The sequence below is a fragment of the Antarcticimicrobium sediminis genome (assembly GCF_004348975.1).
Lineage (GTDB): Bacteria > Pseudomonadota > Alphaproteobacteria > Rhodobacterales > Rhodobacteraceae > Antarcticimicrobium > Antarcticimicrobium sediminis.
Genome location: NZ_SMFP01000012.1, coordinates 73,445 through 93,061, shown reverse-complemented (window position 1 = coordinate 93,061; position 19,617 = coordinate 73,445). Strand labels below are relative to the sequence as shown.

Here is a 19,617-nt window from a genome sequence, read left to right as displayed (position 1 = left end):
GGCATACCGGGGGCAGAATTCAATCCCGTGCTTCTTCCCGTTCGATCCAGCGGGTCACCGCCCCGCGGACATCGCGCCAGGCGTCGGGCTCCAGCTCGCGGCCCAGAACGCGGTCCGGGTTGGTAGGGGGCGGCATCACCACCCCGCTCAGCCGGGTAAAGCCGAAACGGCCATAATAGGGCGCATCGCCCACCAGCATCACCCGCGCCCAGCCAGAGGCACGGGCGGCGGCGAGCCCCTCGTCGATCAGCAGCCCGCCCAGACCTTCGCCCTGATGGGTCGGGTGCACCGCGACCGGCCCCAGCAACAGCACGGGCCGCCCGTCCACACGCACCGGCCAGAACCGGATCGCGCCCGCGATGGTGCCGTCGCTGTCGCGCGCCACCATCGACAGCCCCCGCACCGGATCAATGCCATCGCGCAGCCGATAGGACGACAACGCCTCGCGCCCCGGTGCGAAACACAGATCATAAAGGGCCTCGACAGCCCACCAATCGGCGGGATTTTCCGGTTGTAGCTCGATCACCTATCCGCGCGCCTCTGATTCCAAGGTGGAAATCGCCCTAGCACGGCGCTACCCCTTGGGCAAACAAGACAACAGTCCAAAACAAGAGGAAAGAGCAATGTTCTACCGCCCCGAGGATGGCCACGGCCTGCCGCACAACCCGTTCAACGCGATCATCACGCCGCGCCCGATCGGCTGGATCTCGACCCGCGACACCGCAGGGGTCAACAATCTGGCGCCCTATTCGTTTTTCAACGGCGTGGCCTATACCCCGCCACAGGTGATGTTTGCCAGCACCTCGGGCAAATCCGATCAGGTCGAGTCCAAGGACAGCGTCAGCAATATCCGCACCACCGGCGTCTTTTGCGTGAACGTGGCCGAATACGCCATGCGCGACGCGATGAATGCCAGTTCCGCCGCCCTGCCCAAGGAGGTGGATGAATTTGCCCATGCCGGGCTGGAGGCTGCAGAGTGCGCGACCATCGACTGCCCGCGCATCGCCCATGCCCCCGCCGCGCTGGAGTGCCGGTTGACCCAGATCGTGCCGCTGCTGGGGCAGGACAACTTTCTGGTTCTGGGCGAGGTCGTCGGCGTGCATCTGCGCGAGGATTGCATCAAGGACGGGCGGTTAGATGTGTTGTCGTTTCAACCGCTGGCGCGGCTGGGCTATCGCGATTACAGCCATGTGACCGAGTTGTTCGAGATGACCCGCCCCGACGACTGAGGCAGAGCGTTCCCGGTCTGGCGGCCCATCCCCGCCGCAGACCGGGCCACGCGCGGCGCAGGCGGCAGGAGATTGCGACCAGCGGCGGCCCTAATGGCCGCCGAGGATCCCAGTCTTGACGGAATAGTTCACCGCCAGCGCGTAATCGGGATCATCATCGCTGTCGACCATCAGATGCCCCGCCTTGTTCAGCAGCCGGTGGCAATCTCGGCTGAGATGGCGCAACTGGATATGCTTGCCCTCGGCCTCGTATTTCGCGGCCACCGCTTCGATCGCCTGCAGGGCGGATTGATCGACCACCCGGCTGTCGGCAAAATCGACGATCACGACAGAGGGGTCATTCTTGGGGTCGAACATCTCGGAGAACCCCTCGGCCGAGCCAAAGAACAGCGGGCCTTGCACCTGATAGACCTTGGCGCCTTCGGGGGTGAGGTAAGTCTTGCCGTGGATGCGCCGCGCGTTGTTCCAGGCATAGGCCAGCGCCGAGACGATCACGCCGACGACCACGGCGACCGCCAGATCCTCCATCACCGTGACCACGGTGACCAGCAGGATCACGAAGGCATCGGTCAGCGGCACCTTGCGCAGGATGGTGAGCGAGTTCCACGCGAAGGTGCCGATCACCACCATGAACATCACGCCGACCAGCGCGGCCAGCGGGATCTGTTCGATCAGCGGTGCGGCGAACAGGATGAAGATCAGCAGGAACAGCGCTGCGGCAATCCCGGCGATGCGGGTGCGCCCGCCCGATTTCACGTTGATCATCGACTGCCCGATCATGGCACAGCCGCCCATGCCGCCAAAGAATCCGGTCACGGTATTGGCAAGCCCCTGGGCGATGCATTCCTGACTGGCGCCGCCGCGCTTGCCGGTCATCTCGCCGACAAGGTTCAGGGTCAGCAGGCTTTCGATCAGGCCGATGGCGGCAAGGATCACCGAATAGGGCAGGATGATCTGCAGCATCTCCCAGCTCAGCGGGACCATGGGAATGTGGAACTGCGGCAGCCCGCCCTTGATCGAGGCCAGATCCCCGACCCGGGGCACATCCAGCCCAAACCCGATCACCAGCGCCGCGACCACCGCGATCCCGGCCAGCGGTGCCGGTACGATCCGCGTGATCCGCGGCATCACCCAGATCACCGCCATGGTCAGCCCCACCAGCCCCAGCATGGTGTACAGCGGCAGGCCCGACAGCCATTCGCCCCCCGACACGCCGTGGCCGGTGTTGGTCATGCTGCCGGGCACCTTGAACTGGCCCATCTGCGCCAGAAAGATCACGATCGCCAAGCCGTTGACGAAGCCCAGCATCACCGGATGCGGCACCAGACGGATGAATTTGCCCCATTGCATGACCCCGGCCAGCACCTGGATCAGCCCCATCAGAACGACGGTTGCAAACAGGTATTCCACCCCGTGCTGCGCCACCAGCGCCACCATGACCACCGCCAGCGCCCCTGTCGCGCCCGAAATCATACCCGGCCGACCGCCGATCAGCGCGGTGATCAGGCCAACCAGAAACGCCGCATAAAGCCCCACCAAGGGGTTCACGCCGGCGACAAAGGCAAAGGCCACCGCCTCGGGCACCAGCGCCAGCGCCACGGTCAACCCCGACAACAGCTCGATTCGGATCCGCCCCAGACTGAATCCCTCATCGGGCATCCAGCGCAGGTCGGGAATGGCAAGACGATTGGCGAAGGAGGCCATAATGGCGCGTTTCATATAGGGGGTCCTGTGATGATCTGTTCGCTAAAACGCAGCGTGTACCCGGTTCCGCCCGCGGTTGCCACCGCACCCAGCGGAAGGTCGCTATGCACCCAGATCATACCGGACCCGACAAAATATGCACGGTGTCCTTGGGTAAGCGAGGCGGCGTCCGGTTGCATCCCGCTCGCCCCCGGGTAATCTCGGCCAAGAAAAAGCGTTGGGGCAAGCAGCATGGCACAGACCAAAATCGGCATTATCGGCGGATCGGGCATTTACGAGATCGAAGGGCTGGAGGATGCCCGTTGGGTCACGGTGGACAGCCCCTGGGGCGCCCCCTCGGACGAGATCCTGACCGGGCGGCTCGATGGTGTCGAACTGGCGTTTTTGCCGCGTCACGGGCGCGGGCATTATCTCAGCCCCACCGATGTGCCCTACCGCGCCAATATCGACGCGCTGAAACGGCTTGGGGTGACGGATGTGATCAGCATCAGCGCCTGCGGCTCGTTCCGCGAAGAGCTGGCGCCGGGCGATTTCGTCATCGTCGATCAGTTCATCGACCGCACCTTCGCCCGCGACAAAAGCTTTTTCGGCACCGGTTGCGTGGCGCATGTGAGCATGGCGCACCCGACCTGTTCGCGGCTCGGCGATGCCTGTGAGGCGGCGGCAAAGGCGGCTGGCATCACCGTGCATCGCGGCGGCACCTATCTGGCGATGGAGGGGCCGCAATTCTCATCGCTGGCAGAATCCAAGATGTATCGCGATCAATGGGGCGCCGATGTGATCGGCATGACCAACATGCCCGAGGCCAAACTCGCCCGCGAGGCCGAGCTTTGCTATGCCTCTGTCGCCATGATCACCGATTACGACAGCTGGCACCCCGACCATGGCGAGGTCGATGTGACGCAGATCATCGCCACGCTGACCGGCAATGCCGAAAAGGGCCGCGAAAAGGTGCGCCGCCTGCCCGCCCTGCTGGGGGCCGAGCGCGCGCCCTGCCCGCAGGGCTGCGATCACGCGCTGGAGTTTGCCGTCATGACCGCGCCGGAAAAACGCGACGCGGATCTGGTGGCCAAGCTGGATGCGGTGGCGGGCCGGGTGCTGGGCTGAGGCATGCACTTCCCAAAGGTGCGCTTTCCATAGGGCCGCGAAAGCGATGACAGCGGCCCCGCCATGATAACGGCCCCGCCCCTTGCATGCGCGGGCCGCATCGGCCAAACCCGTCGCGTTGAGAACAACCGGAGCCGCGCAATGGCCAAACCGACTTCCGTCAAGGACTATATCCGCACCATCGTGGATTTCCCGCATGAGGGGATCATGTTTCGCGATGTGACCACGCTTTTTGCCGACCCGCGCGGATTCCGCATGGCGATTGACCAGATGCTGCACCCCTATGCCGGCGAGCGTATCGACAAGGTGGTCGGGCTTGAGGCACGCGGGTTCATTCTGGGCGGGGCGATTGCGCACCAGCTCAGCGTCGGGTTCGTGCCGATCCGCAAGAAGGGCAAGCTGCCCGGCACCACGATCAGCGAAGAGTACACGCTGGAATATGGCGAGGCGATTGTCGAGATCCACGATGATGCCATCGCGCCAGGGGAAAAGATCCTTGTTGTCGATGACCTGCTGGCCACCGGCGGCACCTGCGCGGCGGGCATCAAGCTGATCGAGCGGCTGGGCGGCGATATCGTCAGCTGCGCCTTTGTGATCGACCTGCCCGATCTGGGCGGGCGCAAGGTTCTGGAAGGGCTGGGCATGGACGTGCATGCGCTGTGTTCCTTCGACGGCGACTAGGCGCGAGGCCGGCTGCAATCCCTGAAGGGCCTGCCCCTTGGCGCACCCCGCGCCGGGCAAGTGCCTGCCCGGGGGATGGCGCGTGCAACAGACGGGCGGCGCGCTTTATCCCAGCCAAACCCCTCCCCGACATGACCGGAGCACCCCATTTCCAAAGCGCCAGCCCGCCGGACCGGGCAGGCGCTCGCCCGGCGCCTTTGGCGCTGTTCGGGCAAAACCGTGATCTGCTCCGACCGCGATTTAATCCGATCAGAGCGTTTGGACGCTCTACCCCGCCTCCACCTCCAGCCGCCGCCCACTGTCCGCATCGAACAGGTGCAGGTTCCCGGGCGCATAGCTGAGCGGCAGCACCGTGCCCGTCTCGTGCCGTTGCACCCCGGCAAGCCGCACCGCAAGCGGCACCTCGGCGCCCGACACGGCGCCATGCACGACCGTGTCGGCCCCAAGCTGTTCGACGAACCGGACCGAGAGGTCGATCCGCCCGGCGCTGTCGCCTGCAAGGTCCAGATGTTCCGGCCGCACCCCCAGTGCGATGCGCTGGCCTTCCACCCCCGGCAGATCCCCCCGCAAGGACAACGGCGGCGCGGAGTCAAAGCTCAGACTGGCGCGATCCGCGCCGATCCGCCCCTCAAGCATGTTCATCGAGGGGCTGCCGATGAACTCGGCCACGAAACGGGTCGCCGGGCGCAGATACAGATCCATCGGGGTGCCGATCTGCTCGACCCGACCGGCGTTCATGATGATGATCCGATCCGCGAGGCTCATCGCTTCGACCTGATCGTGGGTGACATAGATGAAGGTGGCGCCAAGCCGGTGATGCAGCGCCTTGAGCTCGGCGCGCAGTTCCGTGCGCAGTTTGGCGTCAAGGTTCGAGAGCGGCTCGTCGAACAGGAACACCTTGGGCTGACGCACGATGGCGCGGCCCATCGCGACGCGTTGGCGCTGACCGCCCGAAAGCTGGCGCGGCTTGCGATCAAGATAACCCTCAAGCCGCAGCGTGCGCGCGGCCTCGCTGATGCGCTCGGCGATCTGCGCCTTGGGCAGCCCCTCGTTTTTCAGCCCGTATTCCATGTTCTTACGCACGCTCATATGCGGGTAAAGCGCGTAGTTCTGGAACACCATGGCGATGTCACGCTCGCCCGGTTCGCGGTCGTTGACACGGGAGCCGTCGATGTCGAGCTGGCCGGTGGTGATCGTCTCCAACCCGGCGATCATGCGCAGGATGGTGGATTTTCCACAGCCCGAGGGGCCGACCAGCACGACGAATTCGCCGTCCGATATTTCGGCGCTGACATCCGATGCGGCCGTCACGCCGCCGGGATAGGTCTTGCCAAGTGCATTCAGATTCAGGGTCGCCATGTTGTTATTTCTCGCTTTCGACCAGGCCTTTGACAAAGAGTTTCTGCATCGCCACCACGACCACGACCGGCGGGATCATCCCCAGCACGGCGGTGCCCATGACGAAGTGCCACACCGGCAGCGACTCGCCCGAGTTGACCATCCGTTGGATGCCCATGACCACGGTGTAGAGCGCCTCGTCCGTGGTCACCAACAACGGCCAAAGGTATTGGTTCCAGCCATAGATAAAGAGAATGATGAACAGCGCCGCGATATTGGTTCGGCTCATCGGCAGCAGGATGTCGATGAAGAACCGGACCGGGCCGGCGCGGTCGATGCGGGCGGCCTCGACCAATTCATCGGGGATGGTCAGGAAGAACTGCCGGAACAGGAAGGTCGCCGTCGCCGAGGCGATCAGCGGGATCGTCAGCCCGGCATAGGTATTGAGCATTCCCAGTTTGGTCACCACGTCAAAGGTCGGCAGAATGCGCACCTCGACCGGCAGCATCAGGGTGAGGAAGATCATCCAGAAGAACGCCATGCGGAAGGGAAACCGGAAATAGACGATCGCATAGGCCGAGATGATCGAGATCGCGATCTTTCCGAAGGTGATGACCAGCGCCATGATCAGGCTGTTCAACATCATCATCCCGATTGGCACACCGCCCGCTGCCGGTAGGCCGGCGGACAGAAGCTGGGTGTAATTGTCCCAGCCCTGACCGCCAAACCACAGTGGGATCGGCGATTTCGACAGCGCGTCGGGGCCATGGGTGGAGGCGACCAGCGCCATCCAGACCGGAAAGCACAGGAACAGCACGCCAAGGATCAGCACCGCATGGGTGACAAAGTTCAGGATGGGGCGGTTCTCGACCATCAGTAATTCACCTTACGCTCGACATAGCGGAACTGGATGAAGGTCATCCCCATCACCAGCGCCATCAGGATCACCGACTGCGCCGCGCTGGAGCCATAGTCCTGCCCGATGAAGCCGGTGTTATAAACCCGGAACACCAGAACCGAGGTGGCGTCCGCCGGGCCGCCTTCGGTGGTGGCATGGATCAGCGCGAAGGTGTCGAAGAAGGCATAGACGAGGTTGACCACCAGCAGGAAAAACGTCGTCGGCGACAGCAACGGCAGCGTGATCGTCCAGAACCGGCGGATCGGGCCGGCGCGGTCGATGGCGGCGGCCTCGATCAGGGATTTCGGGATGCTTTGCAGACCGGCGAGGAAGAACAGGAAGTTGTAGCTGACCTGTTTCCAGGCGGCGGCAACCACCACCAGAAGCAGCGCCTGATCGCCGTTGACATAGTGGTTCCACTCCACCCCCAGTCCTTCGAGCCAATAGGCGACGATGCCCATCGAGGGGTTCATCAGGAAATACCAGATCACCCCGGCCAGCGCGGGGGCCACGGCATAGGGCCAGATCAACAAGGTGCGATAGACCTGCGCCGCGCGCAGCACCCGGTTCGCCGCCACCGCCAGCCCCAGCGACATTCCCAGCGCCAGCGCCGCCACCGACAGGCCAAAGATCAGCGTGGTGCGGAAGGATCTCAGGTATCCGGGATCGGCGAACAGCTCGGCATAATTGCGCAACCCAACCCATTCTCGCGAAAAGCCGAAAGCGTCTTCGATGAAGAACGAGCTTTCCAGCGCCTGATAGGAGGGCCAGAAGAAGAATACCAAGGTGATCACGATCTGCGGCAGAACCAGCAGATAGGGCAGCGACTTGGAGCGAAAGATAACACGTTTCTGCATGGGTCAGGCCGTTAAAGACAGGGGCGACCCGATCCGGGCCGCCCGCGTCGTTTCTGATGTCAGGAGTTGGCGTCTTCGAACTTGCGCAGCAAGGCGTTGCCGCGTTTGACGGCCGCATCCAGCGCCTCGCGCGCGGTCTTGTCGCCCGCCCAGACGGCCTCCAGCTCTTCGTTGATCACGTCGCGCGCCTGCACGAAGTTGCCAAACCGGATGCCCTTGGAATTCGGGGTCGGTGCGTTCAGCGACAGCTGCTTGATCGCGGTGTCGGTGCCGGGATCAGTCTCATAGAACCCTTGCTCTTTCGACAGCTCATAGGCGGCAGTGGTGATCGGAACATAGCCGGTGTTCTGATGCCAGAACGCCTGTTGTTCCGGCTGCGACAGGTACTGGAAGAACTCGGCGACGCATTTGTATTCGTCGCTTTGGTGGCCGTTCAGCACCCACAGGGTCGCGCCCCCGATGATCGAGTTCTGCGGCGCGTCGGCGACAGAGGTTTCCAGCGGCAGCATGGTCTGGCCGAACTCGAAATCCTTGATGTCGGTCTTGAAGCCGCCGTAATAGCCCGAAGAGTTGATCCACAGCGCGGTTTCGCCGTTGACGAACATCCCGCGCGAGTCACCGCGACGGCCGCCATAGCCGAACAGGCCCTCTTTGCCCATGTCGGCAATCCGCTGGATGTGGTTGACCACGGCGTCGTTGTTGAAGGTGAACTCGGTCTTGAGCGAGGCAAAGCCGTTTTCTTCGCTCGCCATCGGGATGTTGTGCCAAGCCGAGAAGTTTTCGATCTGGGTCCAGGACTGCCAGCCCATCGAGAACGGCTTTTCAACCCCGTTGGCTTTCAGCGCGCGGGCGGCGGCTTCGACCTCGTCCCAAGTGGTTGGCACGGCGACGCCAGCGGCATCCAGTGCGGTCTTGTTGTACCACATGACCGGGGTCGAGCTGTTGAACGGCAGCGACAGCAGGTTGTCGTCGGTGTCGGTGTAATAGGAGATCACGGCGGGCAGATAGGCGGATTGGTCGAAATCGACGCCGGCATCCTGCATCAGCTTGTAGACCGGATAGACCGCGCCCTTGTCCTCGGCAGCCATCATGGTGGCGGTGCCCACTTCGAACACCTGCACGACGTGCGGCTGCTCGCCCGCGCGAAAGGCGGCGATCGCGGCGGTCATGTTCTCGGTGTAGTTGCCTTTGTAGATGGCGTTGATCTGGCAGGTTTCGGAGCCTGCATTGTAGTCGGTCGCGAACTTGTCGACGATCGTGCCCAACTCGCCGCCCATGGCGTGCCAGAACTGAACCTGGGCCTTGTCGGCCGCAAAGGCCGGGGCGGCAATGGCGAGGGCCGTCGTGGCCGTCAGAATGGTCTTGAAGGTCATCTCGTTCTCCTTCGGCATGGCGAATGGGGGCGCGCCCCACCCCAAGCCCGTCATTGAAACAGGCAAGGCGGGAACCGATCCCGTCCTGCGGTCATGGCGCGGTCATAGGAGGGAGAGATGACAGTTGGATGAAACTATGTGACAGCCAGATGAACCTTGGCGGGGTTGCCGCAACGGAAACCGGGCGACAAAAAAGGCGGCCCCAAGGGGCCGCCCGATCATGGTGTCAAAACCCTGCCCGAGTCAGACTTTTTCCTGCGTGTGTTTCTTCAATTCGGTGCGCGCCACCTGACGGCGATGCACCGCATCCGGCCCGTCAGCAAGGCGCAGGGTGCGCACATGGGTCCAGGCCTGCGCCAACGGGGTATCCTGGCTGATCCCCTCACCGCCGAACATCTGCACCGCCTCGTCGATCACCTTGAGCGCGACACGCGGGGCCACCACCTTGATCTGGCTGATCCACGGGGCGGCGGCACGGGCATCGCCCTGATCCATGTACCATGCCGCCTTGAGGCACAGCAGCCGCGCCATCTCGATCTCCATCCGGCACTCGGCAATGATGTCATAGTTGGCGCCCAGCTGCGCCAGCTTCTTGCCAAAGGCCTCGCGGTTCAGCGAGCGTTTGCACATCTGCTCAAGCGCGATCTCGGCCTGACCGATGGCGCGCATGCAGTGGTGGATGCGGCCCGGGCCGAGGCGGCCTTGTGCGATTTCAAAGCCCTTGCCCTCGCCCACCAGCAGGTTCGTCACCGGAACCCGCACATTGCTAAAGCGGATATGCATATGCCCATGCGGCGCGTCGTCATGGCCATAGACCTCCATCGCGCGCAGAACCTCGACACCGGTTGTCGCGGCGGGCACCACGATCATCGAATGGCGCTGGTGCTTTGGCATCTCTTCGCCGCCGGTCTTCACCATGGTGATATAGACCTTGCAGCGCGGATCGCCGGCGCCCGAGGACCACCATTTTTCACCGTTCAGCACATAGTCATCGCCGTCGCGCACGCAGGACATGGCGACATTGGTGGCGTCCGAGCTGGCGACATCCGGTTCGGTCATCAGATAAGCCGAGCGGATCTCGCCCTCCAGCAGCGGTTTCAGCCACTCGTCCTTCATCGCCTCGGTGCCGTAGCGTTCGAACACCTCCATATTGCCGGTGTCGGGGGCGGCACAGTTGAACACCTCGGCCCCCAGCGGGGTCTTGCCCATCTCTTCAGCAAAATGGGCGTATTCAACCGTGGTCAGGCCAAAGCCCTTGTCGCTGTCGGTAAGCCAGAAATTCCACAGCCCCTGCGCCTTTGCCTTGGCCTTGAGCCCTTCAAGGATCTCGGCCTGACGTTCAGTATATTGCCAGCGGTCACCCTTGCCGATCTCCTGCTGGTATTCCGCCTCCAACGGCATGATCTCGTTGCGGACCATGTCGCGGACCCGCTCCAGCAGTTTCGCGTTCTCCTCGCGAATGGTAAATGACATGTTCATCTAGGCTCTCCCTCCCGTCCGACCGGCATCGCGCACGGTCCCAATCTGTCGCGGCAAGACTGCGCAGGGAATGGGCGAATGTCTAGCGCCCTGACGGAACGTCACCACCCGTCAGAACGCGAAAATCGCTGGATTTTTCCGATCAAGAGCGCAGCGTTCAAGCAGCAGGTATTTGCGAAAGGCTATTTCGCCAAGCAAAACAAGCGCGCAAGCGGAATCAGATGCGGAAGCAAAAAGGGCGGACCCAAAGGCCCGCCCCTATCGTTTCCAACCTGCCGCGCGCGCGTCTATTCCGCCGCGTCGGCGTAATCTTCAACCGGCGGGCAGGTACAGACCAGATGCCGGTCGCCATAGACATTGTCGACCCGGCCCACAGGCGGCCAGTATTTGTCGACCCGGAACGCACCCGGAGGGAAACAGCCCTGTTCACGCGAATAGGGACGCTCCCACTCCTTGACCAGATCTTCCATCGTGTGCGGCGCGTTCTTCAGCGGGTTGTTCTCGGGGTCCATCCGGCCTTCTTCGATCGCGCGGATCTCTTCGCGGATCGCCAGCATCGCGTCGCAGAACCGGTCCAGCTCGGCCTTGGTCTCGCTCTCGGTGGGTTCGATCATCAGCGTGCCCGCCACCGGCCAGCTCATGGTCGGGGCGTGAAAGCCGCAATCCATCAGCCGCTTGGCGATGTCATCGACGGTAACCCCGGCGCTGTCGGCAAAGGGGCGGGTGTCGATGATGCATTCATGCGCCACCCGACCCTTGCCGCCCTTGTACAGCACGTCATAGGCCCCCTCGAGCCGCTTGGCGATGTAGTTGCCATTCAGGATCGCCACGCGGGTGGCTTGGGTCAAACCATCACCGCCCATCATCAGGCAATAGGCCCAGCTGATCGCCAGAATTGAGGCCGAACCAAAGGGCGCGCCAGACACCGGCCCTTCGGTGCCGCCGGTATGGGGATGGCCGGGCAGATGCTGGATCAGATGCTCTTTCACCCCAATCGGGCCCATGCCGGGGCCGCCGCCACCATGGGGGATGGCAAAGGTCTTGTGCAGGTTCAGGTGGCTGACGTCACCACCGATATCGCCGGGCCGGGCAAGCCCGACCATCGCGTTCAGGTTGGCGCCGTCGATATAGACCTGCCCGCCGTGGGAATGGGTGATCTCGCAGACCTCGCGCACGGTTTCCTCGAACACCCCATGGGTCGAGGGATAGGTCACCATGCAGGCGGCCAGATTGTCGGCGTGTTTCTCGGCCTTGGCGCGGAAATCATCGAGGTCGATATCGCCATTCTCGGCCGATTTCACCACCACCACGTCCCAGCCCACCATATGGGCGCTGGCGGGGTTGGTGCCATGGGCGCTGACCGGGATCAGGCAGACCTTGCGGTGCCCTTGCCCTTGCGCGCGATGATAGGCCGAGATCGTCAGCAGACCGGAGTATTCCCCCTGCGCGCCGGAATTGGGCTGCATCGAAAAGGCGGCATAGCCGGTGATCTGGCACAGCTTGGCCGAAAGATCCGCGATCATCTCGGCATATCCCAGCGCCTGATCGGCGGGCACAAAGGGATGCAGTTCCGAAAACTCCGGCCAGGAAATCGGCATCATCTCGGCCGCCGCGTTCAGCTTCATCGTGCACGAGCCCAGCGGGATCATCGCCCGGTCCAGAGCCAGATCGCGATCCGCCAGACGGCGCATATAGCGCATCATCTCGGTCTCGGCCCGGTTCATGTGAAAGATCGGGTGGTCCAGATAGCTGCTTTTGCGCAGCAGCGCGTCGGGCAGACGATAGGCCACGTCGATCTCATCCGCGTCCATGATGATGCCGAACGCTCGCCAGACCGCCTCGATGGTGTCGGGGCGGGTCTGTTCATCCAGCGTGATGCCGACCTTGGCCTCGCCGACGCGGCGCAGGTTCACACCCTCGCGCACGGCGGCTTGCAGAACGCCGCGCTGCAACAGGCCGACATCGACGGTGATGGTGTCAAAGAACTGCGCCGGCACCACCTTGAAGCCCGCCGCCTCCAGCCCGCGGGCCAGCCGCGCGGTCTTGCGATGGATGCGCTGTGCAATGGCGCGCAACCCCTCGGGCCCGTGGAACACCGCATACATCGAGGCCATGACCGCCAGCAGCGCCTGCGCGGTGCACAGGTTGGAGGTCGCCTTTTCGCGCCGGATATGCTGCTCTCGCGTTTGCAGCGACAGCCGATAGGCGCGGTTGCCATGGCTGTCCACGCTGACGCCGACAATCCGGCCCGGCATGTTGCGTTTATAGTCATCGCGGCACGCCATATAGGCGGCGTGCGGGCCGCCATAGCCCATCGGCACACCGAACCGCTGGACACTGCCGACAGCAATGTCGGCCCCCATCGCGCCCGGTTCCTTCAACAGCGTCAACGCCATCGGGTCGGCAACCACGACCGCCACCGCTTTGGCGTCATGCAGCGCCTTGATCGGCGCGGAAAAATCGCTCAGGTGGCCATAGGTGCCCGGATACTGGAAGATTGCACCGAACACCGTGTCGGGCTTCAGCATTTCCGGCGCCCCCACGATCACCTCGATGCCCAGCGGGCGGGCGCGGGTCTGCATCACCGCGATGTTTTGCGGGTGGCAGTTCTCATCGACAAAGACCGCCTTGGCCTTCGATTTGGCCACCCGTTGCGCCATGGTCATCGCCTCTGCGCAGGCGGTCGCCTCGTCCAGCAGCGAGGCATTGGCAACCTCGAGCCCGGTCAGATCGCTGATCATGGTCTGGAAGTTCAGCAGCGCCTCAAGCCGGCCCTGGCTGATTTCAGGCTGATACGGGGTATAGGCAGTGTACCAGGCCGGGTTTTCCATGATGTTGCGCTGGATGGTCGGCGGCGTCACCGTGCCGTGATAGCCCTGCCCGATGAGCGAGGTCAGAACCTTGTTCTTTTGCGCCACCCGGCGCAGGTGCCGCAGCAACTCGCGTTCGGATTCGGGTTTGCCGAAATCCAGTTTGGACACCTGCCGGATCGCCTCCGGCACGGTCTGGTCAATCAGATCCTCAAGACTGTCAGCCCCGACCACGGCCAGCATCTCGTCCATTTCCTTGGGCGAAGGGCCGATATGGCGGCGATTGGCGAAATCATAGGGCAGGTAATCGGTGGGCGTGTAGGTCATTGCGATGTCTCTCCGGAATGGCAGCGCCCGGCCCGGCACCGCCCCTGGTCATTTCGTTGCAACAGTTTTCAACCGGGGGCACCCCGCCCCCGGCCGTGGGCTATCCGGGGCGCTGCCCGGTCGCGGCGGAAACCGTCCAACGGACGGCCTCCGAGGCGCCGCTTACCCGATGAATTTCTTGTAGGCGGCTTCGTCCATGTAATCATCCATCGGCGACAGGTCCGAGACCTTCATCTTGAAGAACCAGGCATCGCCCAGCGGGTCTTCGTTGACCAAGCCGGGGGTCTTCACCAGCGCCTCGTTCACCTCGACGATTTCACCGTCGAGCGGGGCCAGAATGTCCGAGGCAGCCTTGACGCTTTCGATCACGACGATCTCGTCGTCCTTGGACACCTCGGTGCCCGGCTCGGGCAGTTCGACGAACACCACATCGCCAAGCTGTTCGGCGGCGTGTTCAGTGATGCCGACGGTGACCAATTCGCCCTCGGTGAGCAACCATTCATGTTCTTCGGTGTATTTCATCTGTTCAGGATCCTGTTGGAGATGGAGATAGAGATTAGCGTTTGAAACTGGCCCGCACGAAAGGCAACGCGGCAACGGTGACAGGCAGTCGCTTGCCGCGTAATTCGCCGTAGACCGTGGTGCCCAGGGCGCAAAGATCGGCGGGCAGATAGCCCATGGCGATCGGGCCGCTCACAGTGGGGCCAAACCCGCCCGAGGTGATGTGCCCCACCGGCGCGCCGCCCTCTTGCTCGGCGAAAAGTTCCACCCCTTCGCGCATCGGCGCGCGGCCCTCGGGGCGCAGACCGACGCGTTTGCGTGCGGGGCCGTTGACCAGTTGCGGCAACACCTGTGCGGCGCCGGGAAAGCCACCCTCGCGGGCACCACCGCTGCGGCGCACCTTCTGGATCGCCCAGGCAAGGCTGGCCTCGCCCGGCAAGGTCTCGGTGTCGATGTCGTGGCCATAGAGGCAAAGCCCCGCCTCCAGCCGCAGCGAATCCCGCGCGCCCAGCCCGATCGGGGCCACATCGTCATGCGCCAGCAGACTGCGCGCCAGACGCGCGGCCTGATCCGCGGGCACGGAAATCTCATAACCGTCCTCGCCGGTATAACCCGAGCGCGAGACCCAGGCCTCGACCCCGTCAAGCTCCAGCGTGCGCACATCCATGAAGCGCATGGTTGCGGCCTCGGGGGCGAATTCGGTCAGCACGGCCTCGGCGCGGGGACCCTGAAGCGCAAGCAGCGCGCGATCCTCGATTGCCGTGACGCTCACCTCCGGCTCCAGCGCCGCTTTCATGCGGGCGGTATCCTCACCCTTGCAGGCGGCATTGACCACCACGAACAGATGATCGCCGCGATTGGCGAACATCAGGTCATCAAGGATGCCGCCGGTCTCGCTCAGGAACAGGCCATAGCGTTGCCGCCCCTCGCCCAGCCCCATCACATCCATCGGCACCAATGTCTCGAACGCGCGCGCGACCGCCTCGGGGCTGTCCCCGCGCAGGATCACCTGCCCCATATGGCTGACATCGAACAGCCCGGCCTTGGTGCGGGTGTGAATGTGTTCCGCCATGATCCCGGCGGGGTATTGCACCGGCATCTCATAGCCGGCAAAGGGCACGATCTTGCCGCCCAATTCCACATGAAGATCATAGAGCGGCGTTCTGCGCAGTTCCGTCATGGCCCGTCCTGTCTGTATCCGGGGCTGTTACGACGAACTCCACCGGCATCCCATTCTCTGGCGGGCTCAAGCCCCCCATGCGATGCCCCCTCTGTCCTTTGGCCTGAGATCGTTATCCCTTCGGCGGGCGCACATGTCGCCACTCTCCAGAGTCTGTCAGAACACGCGGTCCTTGGGCCTGAGAGTTTCCGGGGCGGTTGCTCCTTCGGCACCGGTTTTCACCGGTTCTCCCACGTGTTCGAGGTCACACTAGCGACGATACCGATGCCGCACAAGAGGTCAGAAAAGTCGGTTTCAGAACAGGTTTGGCTGCGCCGCCCGGCCCCATTCCAACGCCGGGGCCAGATCGCGTGCCCGCTTTGCCCGCTTGGTCCGCAAAAGCTGGGACGTCAAGTCTTTGCCCTATGCGTTGACCCCTTTGAGTGGATCAAAGCGGTGATTGATTCGGCCGTTGAAACAGGCGCCCGAATCAAGTGGCCGAATCAGGTGGCCGAAACAAGATGTCGAATCAAGCAGCTGGTTCCGCCCCACCGCCTCCCCCGCCCGGATCACAGCTCAATCACCAGCTGCGGATGCCCGTCCGAGGTCCGCTCGCGCGAGGTGCCAGCGGGGCCGACGGTGCCCTGCACCCGCTTGCGAAACGACGAGAAGCTGTCGAAACGGACCACGTCCACCGCCGCGTCCAGATCCAGCGCCAACCGGTACCAGCCCGCCCCCTGCGGCGCGGCCGAAATCACCGTGGCCTCGAACGGCTGCGACAGGTAGCGCCCGCGCACCCGCCCGCCGGGCTGCCAAGCTGGGGTGTCGGCAACCACGAGCGCCGCGTGGCAGGCGTTCCAGTCGCGAAACCCGTGCTGGCGCGCGATCAGTTCCAACGCCTGACCATGCCCGATCTCGCGCCCCTCGGCGGCCAACCGTGCGCGCAGATCACGCGCCGCGGCCTTGGCGGCGGCGATATTGGCGAGCGGGGCGCTCATTGCCCCGCCTCCACACGCGCCGAGAACAACCCCCAACGCAACGCCCGCCGCCGTGCGGTGCGAGCCAGCACGATCGCGGTCAGCGCCAACAGGCACAGCTCGGCGATCGGACCGGCGAACCAGATCCCCGCCTCGCCCACCGACAGCGCCAGCACCAGCGTCAGCGGAATGGCGAAAAGATAGGGTTTCGACAGCCCAAGAACCGCCGCCCGCGCCGCATCGCCCAGCGCCTGAAAATGGCTGGCAATCAACATCAAAGGCCCGGCAAGCCAGAACAGCGCCGTCATCACCGGCAGGATCCGCGCCACCGCCCCGATCACCTCGGGATCATCGACAAAGGCCCCGGCGATTTCTGCCGCCCCCAGCGACAGGGCAAGCTGCATGGCACCGCAATAAAGCAGTGCCGCACCCAGTGCGATCCGCACGCTGCGATCCGAGCGCTGCCAAAGCCCGGCCCCGAAATTGTTGCCGGTGATCGTCTGCATCGCGAACGACAGACCAAGGACAGGCAGGAACACGAAGGTCATGATGCGGGTGATGATACCATAGGCCGAGACCAGCGTGGAATACTCTGGTGGCGCAGCGATCTGCAGCCCCGCCATCAGCGCCGCCGACACCAGCGCCAGACCCAGAAAATTCAGGCTTTGCGGTGCCCCCAACGCCAGCAACTGGCGCCAGCCACGACACAGCCCGCCGCGCAGCATCGCATCAACGGGCAGCAGCGTGCGCCCGCTCGAACGCAGCGCAAGGATTGCCGCCAGCGCCAGCAGTTGCGCCAGCCCGGTGCCCAGCGCCGAGCCCGCCACGCCCATCTCGAGCCGCGCGATCAGCAGGTAGTTCAGGGCGATATTGGCCAGCGTCACCAGCAGGCTCATCGCCGCCATTGTCCCGGCCTTGCCTTCGTTGCGCAGCGCGTCGGACTGCACCGACAGCACGAACATCACCGGCGAAAAGGCGACCATGATCCGCAGATAGGCCAGCCCCATGTCGGCCAGATCACCAGCGCCCCCGGCGGCGCGGCTGGCGACAAACCCGCCAATCAGCGCGAACAAGGCGATCAGCCCGATGCCCAGCGCCAGGGCAAGCCCATGCGCCCCGGCCAAGGTGGCGCGCGCCTGTTCCATCTGCCCGGCCCCCAGATGACGCGCCAGCAGGCTGGACATGCCGCTGCCCACCAGCGTCGCCAGCGCCACGATCACCATGTAGATCGGGAACATCAGAGTCACCGCCGCCAGCGCCCGCGGCCCAACGTAAACGCCAAGGAACACGGCATCGGCGACGCTCAACAGGCCGCTCATCCCCATCACGAAAATGATCGGCAGCGCCGTCTTGGCATAGATCGCCGGCAGCGATCCTTCGAGAAACGAATTGCGGGCAAGCTCAGACATCGGCCCGGTACTCCTCTATCGCGCATGTCGCGTATTAAAGGACGGGCCCCGCATTGCCATCCGCGCGCCATGCGGGAAAGGACTCAGATCGGATGTCTTTCACAGAACTTCACCAAGACTTGCGTCTGCGGGGGGCGGGCGTCTGTAGCCCGGCTCGCCCTTAGCGTCCCGATGATACATCTGTCAAGTCATAGCAGGCGCAGGCGTTACCGCAGCCGCATCAGCCCGGTGCCAGCCCAGTACCACAGGGTTTCACAGCCCCCTCCGGTGCCCGCCTGCTGGCAAGTCGCCAGCGCGCTGCCCAGCGCCACCGCGTCCTTGCCATTGTCGAGCGGCTGGATCCGCACCCCCTGAGCGAGCATTTTCTCCGGCTGGCGTCTGCCCGGATATAGCGCGCTGAGATAAAGGTCGGCCGAACACATGGCCGCGCCGCAAAACGGGCGCGCCTTCCCGGTGGAGCAGCTCACCTCGCGCCAGTCCAACACGATATCCTCGGCGCCGTCGCCATCAATCTGCGCCGGTTTCATCGCCGCCGCGCTCCAGCGCGCCGGGCCGTTGCAGCCACGCCTTATATCCGCCTCGGCGGCGCGCCGCATGGCCCCAGCCACCGCCGCCGCTTGCTGTTGCGGCCAAGGTAGGCCGACCGAGGTGAACATGGTCGCGCAATAGCCTGCCAGCTGCTCCAGCGCCGCGTCAAACCCCAGCGCCGAGACCATGTCGCTGCCGCGATCCGAGCGCAGCTCGAACCGTTCCTGCCCGGCGATGGCGGCAAAGGCCGGGTCATTGGCAGGCAGATCGACCTCCCAAGTGCTGAACATTTCATTCCAGCGCAGCCCGTGCAGGCGGAACCCGCTGTCACCGGCCACCAAAAGCACGTCGTCGCGGGTCTGAAGATGCGCCCCTGGTGCTCCGATCGCCCGGTCGCTGACATAGACACGAAACGCCCCCGCCGGGGTGATGTCGGGCTCGGTATTGCCGGTCACCGCCGCCGAAACCCCCTGTGGCGAGCGTTCGCCGCACACCAGCGCCGGGCCCGGCCCGTCCACCGGCGCCAGCGTCGCGCTGAAAAACGAGCCGTCGTCGAATTGCGACATGGTCCAGTCCTGCGCCACGCCGAGACAGGGCCACAGCGCCAGCGCCGCCCCGGCCAACGCCGCCCGGATCAGGCCTCGTGATGCCCTGTGCCGCCGATTCTGTCGCCGATTCTGCCGCCGATTCTGCCACGGAGTCTGTTGCCGAATCTTCATCCGCTCATCCTCAGATCTTTCACCGCATCACTGTACGCTCCCGCCCAGAGTATGCCCGCAAAAACATCCGTCAACGATATCCGGCTTTGCGCCGCAAACCGGCCCTGCGACGCCACAAGGGCTTCACTTAGGCGCGATAATTTGCTCACATTGGTACAACGGCAGCAATCCAAAGGACCGGACCCGATGAAATATGCTTTGCTTGGCCTCGCCCTGATGCTGTCGGCCTGTACGGACCTGCCTGAAAACTGGACCCTCACGCGCAGCGCCCCGGCAACCGAGGTCACGGTCTGGGGCCGGGTCTGGACCATCACCCAGCCGCGGGACAAGCCCGGATTTTACAAGGCGGTGCGCCATGAAAACGGCCTGAGCCCCTTCGGCCCGCCGGCCCGGCTGCGGACCCATCAGGCGATCCGCGCCTTTCATGCCGCCACCGGCTGCAAGGCGATCTATTCCAGCATGTATCAGACCATTTCCGGCGCGGTTTTTGCCCAGCTTAACTGCACCAAGGGCGGCTGATC

General features: G+C 64.1%; 17 protein-coding genes and 1 riboswitch. Of the genes, 4 read left to right on the top strand and 13 right to left on the bottom strand.

Annotation, left to right across the window (positions count from 1 at the left end; all coding sequences use genetic code 11):
• Positions 1-19: 19 nt before the first annotated feature.
• On the bottom strand, positions 20-526 hold the full coding sequence (locus E1B25_RS16790) for a GNAT family N-acetyltransferase (protein ID WP_132830677.1): 507 nt from the start codon (positions 524-526) through the stop codon (positions 20-22).
• 97 nt (positions 527-623) lie between these two features.
• On the opposite strand from E1B25_RS16790, the gene E1B25_RS16785 reads away from it, so the two are divergent.
• Positions 624-1,229: a flavin reductase family protein gene (locus E1B25_RS16785; protein ID WP_132830676.1), complete on the top strand. Its 606-nt coding sequence runs from the start codon at positions 624-626 to the stop codon at positions 1,227-1,229.
• Positions 1,230-1,319: 90 nt separating this feature from the next.
• Here E1B25_RS16785 and E1B25_RS16780 read toward each other — a convergent pair whose 3' ends face one another.
• Positions 1,320-2,948: a SulP family inorganic anion transporter gene (locus E1B25_RS16780; RefSeq protein ID WP_132830675.1), complete on the bottom strand. Its 1,629-nt coding sequence runs from the start codon at positions 2,946-2,948 to the stop codon at positions 1,320-1,322.
• A gap of 216 nt (positions 2,949-3,164) precedes the next feature.
• On the opposite strand from E1B25_RS16780, the gene E1B25_RS16775 reads away from it, so the two are divergent.
• Both E1B25_RS16775 and E1B25_RS16770 read left to right on the top strand, forming a co-directional pair.
• The gene (locus E1B25_RS16775; RefSeq protein ID WP_132830674.1) at positions 3,165-4,040 is read left to right on the top strand and encodes an S-methyl-5'-thioadenosine phosphorylase; all 876 of its coding nucleotides are present in this window, start codon (positions 3,165-3,167) and stop codon (positions 4,038-4,040) included.
• Between the two features lie 141 nt (positions 4,041-4,181).
• Entirely contained in the window at positions 4,182-4,721 is a 540-nt protein-coding gene (locus E1B25_RS16770; protein ID WP_132830673.1) for an adenine phosphoribosyltransferase, read from the top strand.
• A 267-nt stretch (positions 4,722-4,988) separates the two neighbouring features.
• Here E1B25_RS16770 and ugpC read toward each other — a convergent pair whose 3' ends face one another.
• The 11 genes from ugpC to E1B25_RS16715 all read right to left on the bottom strand — a co-directional run bounded on the left by ugpC (position 4,989) and on the right by E1B25_RS16715 (position 19,096).
• The gene (ugpC, locus tag E1B25_RS16765) at positions 4,989-6,080 is read right to left on the bottom strand and encodes a sn-glycerol-3-phosphate ABC transporter ATP-binding protein UgpC (RefSeq protein WP_132830672.1); all 1,092 of its coding nucleotides are present in this window, start codon (positions 6,078-6,080) and stop codon (positions 4,989-4,991) included.
• A 4-nt stretch (positions 6,081-6,084) separates the two neighbouring features.
• Positions 6,085-6,933, bottom strand: coding sequence for a sn-glycerol-3-phosphate ABC transporter permease UgpE (gene ugpE / locus E1B25_RS16760; RefSeq protein ID WP_132830671.1), 849 nt, complete (start codon positions 6,931-6,933; stop codon positions 6,085-6,087).
• Complete coding sequence (gene ugpA, locus E1B25_RS16755) at positions 6,933-7,814, bottom strand: sn-glycerol-3-phosphate ABC transporter permease UgpA (protein WP_132830669.1); 882 nt, start codon at positions 7,812-7,814, stop codon at positions 6,933-6,935. The genes ugpE and ugpA overlap by 1 nt, the downstream gene beginning before the upstream one ends.
• 59 nt (positions 7,815-7,873) lie before the next feature.
• Positions 7,874-9,187 carry a sn-glycerol-3-phosphate ABC transporter substrate-binding protein UgpB gene (ugpB, locus tag E1B25_RS16750; protein ID WP_132830668.1) on the bottom strand — a complete coding sequence of 438 codons (1,314 nt, stop codon included), beginning with the start codon at positions 9,185-9,187 and terminating at the stop codon, positions 7,874-7,876.
• Positions 9,188-9,430: 243 nt separating this feature from the next.
• Complete coding sequence (locus E1B25_RS16745) at positions 9,431-10,666, bottom strand: acyl-CoA dehydrogenase family protein (RefSeq protein ID WP_132830667.1); 1,236 nt, start codon at positions 10,664-10,666, stop codon at positions 9,431-9,433.
• Positions 10,667-10,953: 287 nt separating this feature from the next.
• On the bottom strand, positions 10,954-13,803 hold the full coding sequence (gcvP, locus tag E1B25_RS16740; protein WP_132830666.1) for an aminomethyl-transferring glycine dehydrogenase: 2,850 nt from the start codon (positions 13,801-13,803) through the stop codon (positions 10,954-10,956).
• 162 nt (positions 13,804-13,965) lie between these two features.
• Positions 13,966-14,325 carry a glycine cleavage system protein GcvH gene (gcvH, locus tag E1B25_RS16735; RefSeq protein WP_132830665.1) on the bottom strand — a complete coding sequence of 120 codons (360 nt, stop codon included), beginning with the start codon at positions 14,323-14,325 and terminating at the stop codon, positions 13,966-13,968.
• A 34-nt stretch (positions 14,326-14,359) separates the two neighbouring features.
• Entirely contained in the window at positions 14,360-15,484 is a 1,125-nt protein-coding gene (gcvT, locus tag E1B25_RS16730; protein ID WP_132830664.1) for a glycine cleavage system aminomethyltransferase GcvT, read from the bottom strand.
• 156 nt (positions 15,485-15,640) lie between these two features.
• A riboswitch (glycine riboswitch) is annotated at positions 15,641-15,727 on the bottom strand.
• Positions 15,728-16,032: 305 nt separating this feature from the next.
• The gene (locus tag E1B25_RS16725; RefSeq protein WP_132830663.1) at positions 16,033-16,461 is read right to left on the bottom strand and encodes a glyoxalase superfamily protein; all 429 of its coding nucleotides are present in this window, start codon (positions 16,459-16,461) and stop codon (positions 16,033-16,035) included.
• Positions 16,458-17,849 carry an MATE family efflux transporter gene (locus E1B25_RS16720; protein WP_132830662.1) on the bottom strand — a complete coding sequence of 464 codons (1,392 nt, stop codon included), beginning with the start codon at positions 17,847-17,849 and terminating at the stop codon, positions 16,458-16,460. Before E1B25_RS16720 ends, E1B25_RS16725 begins: the two co-directional genes overlap by 4 nt.
• A 206-nt stretch (positions 17,850-18,055) precedes the next feature.
• On the bottom strand, positions 18,056-19,096 hold the full coding sequence (locus E1B25_RS16715) for a hypothetical protein (protein ID WP_132830661.1): 1,041 nt from the start codon (positions 19,094-19,096) through the stop codon (positions 18,056-18,058).
• Between the two features lie 186 nt (positions 19,097-19,282).
• Between E1B25_RS16715 and E1B25_RS16710 the strand changes: the two genes are divergently transcribed.
• Positions 19,283-19,615 carry a hypothetical protein gene (locus E1B25_RS16710; protein WP_132830660.1) on the top strand — a complete coding sequence of 111 codons (333 nt, stop codon included), beginning with the start codon at positions 19,283-19,285 and terminating at the stop codon, positions 19,613-19,615.
• Positions 19,616-19,617: the final 2 nt, after the last annotated feature.

Excerpts from the sequence above, each read along its gene's own strand:
- E1B25_RS16785 (WP_132830676.1), top strand. The coding sequence starts at position 624 with ATGTTCTACCGCCCCGAGGATGGCCACGGCCTGCCGCACAACCCGTTC.
- gcvH (WP_132830665.1), bottom strand. The coding sequence starts at position 14,325 with ATGAAATACACCGAAGAACATGAATGGTTGCTCACCGAGGGCGAATTG.
- ugpB (WP_132830668.1), bottom strand. The coding sequence starts at position 9,187 with ATGACCTTCAAGACCATTCTGACGGCCACGACGGCCCTCGCCATTGCC.
- ugpA (WP_132830669.1), bottom strand. The coding sequence starts at position 7,814 with ATGCAGAAACGTGTTATCTTTCGCTCCAAGTCGCTGCCCTATCTGCTG.
- E1B25_RS16725 (WP_132830663.1), bottom strand. The coding sequence starts at position 16,461 with ATGAGCGCCCCGCTCGCCAATATCGCCGCCGCCAAGGCCGCGGCGCGT.
- gcvT (WP_132830664.1), bottom strand. The coding sequence starts at position 15,484 with ATGACGGAACTGCGCAGAACGCCGCTCTATGATCTTCATGTGGAATTG.
- E1B25_RS16745 (WP_132830667.1), bottom strand. The coding sequence starts at position 10,666 with ATGAACATGTCATTTACCATTCGCGAGGAGAACGCGAAACTGCTGGAG.
- E1B25_RS16775 (WP_132830674.1), top strand. The coding sequence starts at position 3,165 with ATGGCACAGACCAAAATCGGCATTATCGGCGGATCGGGCATTTACGAG.
- ugpE (WP_132830671.1), bottom strand. The coding sequence starts at position 6,933 with ATGGTCGAGAACCGCCCCATCCTGAACTTTGTCACCCATGCGGTGCTG.
- E1B25_RS16770 (WP_132830673.1), top strand. The coding sequence starts at position 4,182 with ATGGCCAAACCGACTTCCGTCAAGGACTATATCCGCACCATCGTGGAT.
- ugpC (WP_132830672.1), bottom strand. The coding sequence starts at position 6,080 with ATGGCGACCCTGAATCTGAATGCACTTGGCAAGACCTATCCCGGCGGC.
- gcvP (WP_132830666.1), bottom strand. The coding sequence starts at position 13,803 with ATGACCTACACGCCCACCGATTACCTGCCCTATGATTTCGCCAATCGC.
- E1B25_RS16710 (WP_132830660.1), top strand. The coding sequence starts at position 19,283 with ATGAAATATGCTTTGCTTGGCCTCGCCCTGATGCTGTCGGCCTGTACG.
- E1B25_RS16720 (WP_132830662.1), bottom strand. The coding sequence starts at position 17,849 with ATGTCTGAGCTTGCCCGCAATTCGTTTCTCGAAGGATCGCTGCCGGCG.
- E1B25_RS16715 (WP_132830661.1), bottom strand. The coding sequence starts at position 19,096 with ATGAAGATTCGGCAACAGACTCCGTGGCAGAATCGGCGGCAGAATCGG.
- E1B25_RS16780 (WP_132830675.1), bottom strand. The coding sequence starts at position 2,948 with ATGAAACGCGCCATTATGGCCTCCTTCGCCAATCGTCTTGCCATTCCC.